Annotated in this window: 5 protein-coding genes; 1 reads left to right on the plus strand and 4 read right to left on the minus strand. The window is 63.4% G+C overall.

The genetic code is table 11. From position 1 onward, the window contains the following. Positions 1–162 precede the first annotated feature (162 nt). The 3 genes from DBR12_RS19005 to dapC all read right to left on the minus strand — a co-directional run bounded on the left by DBR12_RS19005 (position 163) and on the right by dapC (position 3,498). Positions 163–1,326 carry a PilT/PilU family type 4a pilus ATPase gene (locus DBR12_RS19005; protein WP_108618677.1) on the minus strand — a complete coding sequence of 388 codons (1,164 nt, stop codon included), beginning with the start codon at positions 1,324–1,326 and terminating at the stop codon, positions 163–165. Between the two features lie 79 nt (positions 1,327–1,405). Next, on the minus strand, positions 1,406–2,239 hold the full coding sequence (gene dapD / locus DBR12_RS19010) for a 2,3,4,5-tetrahydropyridine-2,6-dicarboxylate N-succinyltransferase (protein WP_108618678.1): 834 nt from the start codon (positions 2,237–2,239) through the stop codon (positions 1,406–1,408). 53 nt (positions 2,240–2,292) lie between these two features. Then, positions 2,293–3,498, minus strand: coding sequence for a succinyldiaminopimelate transaminase (gene dapC, locus DBR12_RS19015; protein ID WP_108618679.1), 1,206 nt, complete (start codon positions 3,496–3,498; stop codon positions 2,293–2,295). A 176-nt stretch (positions 3,499–3,674) separates the two neighbouring features. Here dapC and DBR12_RS19020 point away from each other — a divergent pair, with 176 nt between their 5' ends. Beyond that, entirely contained in the window at positions 3,675–5,159 is a 1,485-nt protein-coding gene (locus DBR12_RS19020; protein WP_108618680.1) for a methyl-accepting chemotaxis protein, read from the plus strand. Positions 5,160–5,207: 48 nt separating this feature from the next. On the opposite strand, the gene DBR12_RS22250 is transcribed toward DBR12_RS19020, so the two are convergent. Next, a partial coding sequence (locus DBR12_RS22250) for an RnfABCDGE type electron transport complex subunit B (RefSeq protein WP_158275019.1) occupies positions 5,208–5,865 on the minus strand: 658 nt, incomplete at its 5' end.

Here is a 5,865-nt window from a genome sequence, read left to right on the forward strand (position 1 = left end):
ATGGGGTAAGTGAATTGAGAGAGGCAGCCAAGCTGCGATCACGGGGCGGAGTGTCGGCGCTGGCGCGGTCCAGGCGAGAGACGCTGCGGCAGGGGTGTCCGACAACGAGGGCGTCGTCCTTCGCGGAGGGAAGTCGCCAGAGGCGACTCAGGGGGCGTCACATCATGCTGCTGGTTTGACGTCCAGCACGATTTCTGTGAACGAAGGGGCGTCATCAGGCGTGTCGCGCGCTTCTTTCTGGGCCTTGGCGGCATTGGCGGCCAGAGAAAAATCGTTTTGCAGGCGCCACATGAGGTTGGTGGGCGAGTCGGCGTAGGCCATGCCTTCCTTGCGGTCGATCTTGGCGTCCATGATCAGGTGGGCCAGGGCCTCCTCGAAGGTCTGAGAGCCTTCGGCCATGGACTTTTCCATGGCCTCTTTCACGCCGGAAAAATCGCCTTTTTCGATCAGGTCAGACACCAGCTTGGTATTGAGCATGACCTCCACAGCCGGTGCTCGGCTGCCGTCGACGGTGCGCACCAGGCGCTGTGAAATGATGGCCTTCATGGCCGAAGCCAGGTCCCCCAGCATGGTGGGGCGCACTTCGACGGGGTAGAAGGACAGAATGCGATTGAGCGCGTGGTAGCTGTTGTTGCCGTGCAGCGTGGCCAGGCACAGGTGGCCCGACTGGGCGTAGGCGATCGCGGCCGACATGGTTTCCCGGTCGCGGATTTCACCGATCAGAATCACGTCGGGCGCCTGGCGCAAAGCGTTTTTCAGCGCGGTTTGCAGCGATTGAGTATCGCTGCCGATCTCACGCTGGTTGACGATGGATTTTTTGTTTCTGAACTGGTACTCCACCGGGTCCTCAATGGTGAGGATGTGGCCGGTGAGCATCTCGTTGCGGGTGTCGATCATCGACGCCAGCGAGGTGCTCTTGCCGGAGCCGGTGGCGCCTACCATGAGTATGAGGCCCCGTTTTTCCATGATGAGCTCACGCATCACGGGCGGCAGGCCCAGGGTGTCGAACTCGGGGATCTGCTGCGAGATGAACCGGATCACCACCGCGTAGCTGCCACGCTGGCGCATGGCGCTGATACGGAAACGCCCCACGCCGCTGAGTGGCACGCCCATGTTGAGTTCGCCTGTTTCCTCCAGCTCTTCGATGCGGTCCGGTGGGACCACTTCGGAGAGCAGGTTGCGGGGGGCGTCGGGCGGCAGGATCTGGTTGTTGATGGGCACACACTCGCCGTTGATCTTGATCAGCGCCGGTGCGTTGGCCGACAGATAGACGTCGGAGGCCTTTTTCTCGGCCATCAGGCGGAGAATTCGTTCCATTGTGCTCATGGTGTGTCCCTCTTGTTGTCAGTTTCTGTCGACGGGGCGAGCGGCCCAATGGTCCGGGCCGTCCGCCGGTCAACCTCGATCAGTCGCGCAGCAGATCGTTGATGCTGGTCTTGGAGCGCGTTTGCGCATCGACCTGCTTGACGATGATGGCGGCGTACATGCTGTAAGGCGCGCCGTTGGCGGCCGTCTTGGGCAGGTTGCCGCTGACCACCACTGAGCCCGAGGGCACGCGTCCGTAGCTGATTTCGCCGGTGGCACGGTTGAAGATCGGGGTGCTCTGGCCAAGGTACACGCCCATGCCCAGCACGGAGTTTTCTTCAACAACCACGCCTTCGACCACCTCGGAGCGGGCACCGATGAAGCAGTTGTCTTCAATGATGGTGGGGCCTGCCTGCAGGGGCTCCAGCACGCCGCCGATGCCCACGCCGCCCGAGAGGTGCACGCCCGAGCCGATCTGCGCGCACGAGCCCACGGTAGCCCAGGTATCCACCATGGTGCCTTCGCCCACATAGGCGCCGATGTTCACGTACGACGGCATCAGGATTGCTCCCTTGGCGATGAAGCTGCCACGGCGCGCAACAGCAGGTGGCACCACGCGCACGCCGGTGGCCTTCATTTCTTCTTCGGACAGGTGAGCGAACTTGGTTTGCACTTTGTCATAAAAGCCCAGGTCGCCGGCCTTGACGACTTCGTTGTCCTTCAGCCGGAAAGACAGCAGCACGGCCTTCTTGATCCACTGGTGCACTGTCCACTGGCCCACGCCTTCGCGGGTGGCCACGCGCAGCGTGCCATTGTTCAGCTCGGCGATCACATGCTCGACAGCGTCCTGGATCTCCTTGGGGGCAGCGGCGGGCGAGAGGGTGGCTCGGTTGTCCCAGGCGTTATCGATGATGGTTTGCAGTTGTTGGGTCATGTTGTTGTCAGTAAGTCAGTCAGTCGGTCGTTCTATGGATCGGGATTCAGAAATCAGGCGGTGCGGGATTGGATGAACTGCACGATGCGCAGCGCGGCCTCCACGCACTCTTCGGTTTCGGCCACCAGGGCCATGCGCACGCGCTGGGCGCCGGGGTTGCTGCCCTGGGCCTCTCGGGCCAGGTAGCTGCCGGGCAGCACCGTCACATTGTATTGAGCCAGCAGGGCCCGCGCGAACTCTGCATCGGTCATCCCCAGGGCATCGGGCACCTTGGCCCACAGGTAGAAACCGGCGTCGGGCAGGGCAACCTCCATCACGCCTGCCAGCAGGGGGGTGACCTGGGCAAACTTCTTGCGGTAGCGCGTGCGGTTTTCCACCACATGCTGCTCGTCACTCCAGGCCGCAATACTCGCGGCCTGGACGATGGGACTCATCGCGCTGCCATGGTAGGTGCGATAGAGCAAGAAGGACTTGATCAGCGCCGCATCACCCGCCACAAAACCGCTGCGCAGGCCGGGCACGTTGCTGCGTTTGGACAGGCTGGTGAAGGAGATCAGGTTCTTGAAGTCGCGCCGCCCCAATTTTTCGGCAGCCTGCAGGCCGCCGAGGGGCGGTTCATCTCGGAAGTAGATCTCGCTGTAGCACTCGTCGGAAGCGATCACGAAGCCATAGCGGTCGCTCAGCGCGAAGAGTTTGTGCCATTCGTTCAGGGGCATCACGGCGCCGGTGGGGTTGCCGGGCGAGCACACAAACAGCAGTTGTGCGCGCTTCCACACCGATTCGGGGACAGCCCCCCAATTGACCGCAAAGTTGCGTGCTGGGTCGCTTGGTGCGTAATAGGGTTGGGCGCCTGCTAGCAGCGCTGCGCCTTCGTAGATTTGGTAGAACGGGTTGGGGCAAACGACCAGCGGCTGGCCTTGCGAGGGATCGATGACTGTCTGCGCGAACGCAAACAATGCTTCGCGCGAACCATTCACAGGCAGGACCTGGGTTCCCGCATCCAAGGTGAGTGCGTAGCGCTGGTTCAGCCAGCGCGTGAAGGCTTCGCGCAGCCGGGGTTCGCCTGCCGTGGCGGGGTAGCTGGCCAATCCTTCCAGGTTGTTACTAAGTGCATCCTTGATGAACTGCGGTGTAGGATGGCGCGGCTCACCCATACCCAGGCTGATGGGGCTGTAGGCGACCGGGGACTCGACCCCCGCAAAGAGTTGCTTGAGCCGCTCGAACGGGTAGGGCTGGAGGTGGGAGAGCAGGGGGTTCATGGGGCGACATTATGGGCGAACGGCCCATGGCCAAGGCTGGTGCGCAGTGGGGCGACGCTGGAGCGTTTTTGATTTTCGCCATCGCTCACTTCGTGTCCTTGTCGTGTCCTTGTGTCAATCCGACGTAAGAGCGGGTGCATAGCATCTATCCGGGAAAGAACGATAAGGGAGACAAAATGTCAGGATTCTTACCACTGCGCCCAGGACTCTGGTGGATGCGCCGATTTCGTCTGCCCGGCAAGCTGGCGACGGTGGGTGTTTTGATGCTGGCCGCGTTGGCCGCCACAGCCGCTGTGCCAGGGTGGGGCAGTGGTGTGGGGGGCGCTGTGCTGCTGTATGCGTTGCTGGCGCTTTACGTGAGTCTGTCGGATGACTTGGCCGGCCTTTCGCGTGCCATGGCGCGGACCACGAGTGGTGATCTCAGCACACGTTCCGGTGTGTACGGTCAGGACGAGGTGGGTGCCATGGCTCAGTCGCTCGACCAGATGGTGATCACCTTGTCCTCCATGGTGGCTGACATCCGCAGCAATGCGGCCCTGGTGGCCCATGCGGGCCAGAGCTTGGCGCAAGGCAACCGCTCGCTGGCCGATCGCACCGAGCAGCAGGCTGCCAACCTGGAGCAGACTGCCGCCAGTGTGGAGCAGCTCTCGTCGGCCGTGCAGAACAACGCCCAGACCGCCCGCAGCGCCGATGCGCGGGCGGCTGATGTGCGCAAGGCTGCTGATGCTGGGGCCGAGGCCATGGCCCGGGCGGTGCAATCGGTGGAGGCCATTCAGCAGGGCGCTCGTCGCATGACCGAAATCATTGGCGTTATCGATAGCATCGCCTTTCAGACCAACATCCTTGCACTAAATGCGGCCGTGGAGGCTGCCCGGGCGGGCGAGCAGGGCCGGGGTTTCGCGGTGGTAGCGGGCGAGGTACGCACCCTGGCCAAACGGTCGGGCGATGCGGCACGAGAGATACGGGAGCTGATCAGCGCATCGGTGAGTCAGGTCGAGGCCAGTGCCGGGCTGATCCGTTCCGCTGGCGACGGGATTGCCAACATGGCGGGCGGTATTCGCAGTGTGGCATCCAGCATGACTGATATTTCTGGCTCCAGCGCTGAGCAAAGCACAGGTCTGAGCGAGGTGAGTTCCGCCGTACAACAGCTGGACCAGATCACCCAGCACAACGCGCAGATGGTGGGCCATGCGGTTGCTCAGGCCGAGGTGCTGGAACTGCGCGCCTCCAACCTGTCGCGGGCGGTGGCGGCTTTCCGGCTTCAGCAGGGTACTGCCGATGAAGCGGTAGCTTTGGTCCAGAAGGCCGTGGCTCTGTTCAAAACCACCTCGCAAGACCAGTTCCTGCGCAGCCTGACAGACAAGAACCAGCCGTACCATGACCGGGACATGTACGTGTTTGTTCTGGACAGCGCGGGCACCTACCGGGCGTTTGGAGGCAACCCTGCCAAAGTGGGCACCCGTGTGCAGGACATTCCAGGCATTGCAGGAGACCGGCTGGTGAGTGACATCGTGGCTCAGGCCGACCGGGCTGCGGGCTGGGTGGAGTACGACATCACCAACCCGGCTACGGGCGCGGTGCAGACCAAGATGTCTTATGTGAGCCGCGTGGGGGACTTGTACGTAGGCTGCGGGGTCTACAAGTCTTTGGTAGCCCGTTGACGGGCTGGTTTTCTGCTCGGCCCCATGGCATGGGCGAGGGGGCCCAGTTCAGCGCGGGCTTTCTTCTCGGCGCTGCCGCGCGCGCTCCATGGCGGCTGCAATGGCGGCCTTGCGCGCATCGGCACTACTGATCTTGATGTCGGTGGGGTCAGCAGCAGGTTGGCCCATCGCCTCTACAGGTTCGTCTTCCGCATCTTCAAGAGGCATCCGTTGGCGGCGTTGCTGGTAGCGCACGCGCGCTTGCTCGGCCAGGGGGGCGGACCATGCGGCCCAACCAGTGGCCGCGCCGCTGGTGATTTCCAGCTGGATGCAGTCTACCGGGCAGACCGGAATACACAGCTCGCACCCGGTGCAATACGGCTCGATCACGGTGTGCATCCGCTTGTTGGAGCCCACGATGGCGTCGGTGGGGCAGGCCTTGATACACAGTGTGCAGCCGATGCACCAAGCCTCGTCAATAAACGCCACGGTGCGTGGGCCTTCCACGCCATGCTCGGCGCTCAGTGGCAGCGCGGCCAGGCCCGTGATGGCCGCCAGGCGCTCCACACCCTCGGCGCCACCCGGCGGGCACTGGTTGATGGCCGCCTCGCCGCTGGCGATGGCCTGCGCATAGGTGGCGCAGTCGGGGTAGCCGCAGCGTGTGCACTGCGTCTGGGGCAGCGCGGCGTCGATCCGCGCTGCAAGGTCCTTCGGGGCAGCGCAGGCG

This window comes from Acidovorax sp. HMWF029, assembly GCF_003060895.1.
Taxonomy (GTDB): domain Bacteria; phylum Pseudomonadota; class Gammaproteobacteria; order Burkholderiales; family Burkholderiaceae_C; genus Acidovorax.

What these genes read in the sequence shown, in the direction of transcription:
- dapD (WP_108618678.1), bottom strand. Translation starts at nt 2,239, where the DNA reads ATGACCCAACAACTGCAAACCATCATCGATAACGCCTGGGACAACCGA.
- dapC (WP_108618679.1), bottom strand. Translation starts at nt 3,498, where the DNA reads ATGAACCCCCTGCTCTCCCACCTCCAGCCCTACCCGTTCGAGCGGCTC.
- DBR12_RS19020 (WP_108618680.1), top strand. Translation starts at nt 3,675, where the DNA reads ATGTCAGGATTCTTACCACTGCGCCCAGGACTCTGGTGGATGCGCCGA.
- DBR12_RS19005 (WP_108618677.1), bottom strand. Translation starts at nt 1,326, where the DNA reads ATGAGCACAATGGAACGAATTCTCCGCCTGATGGCCGAGAAAAAGGCC.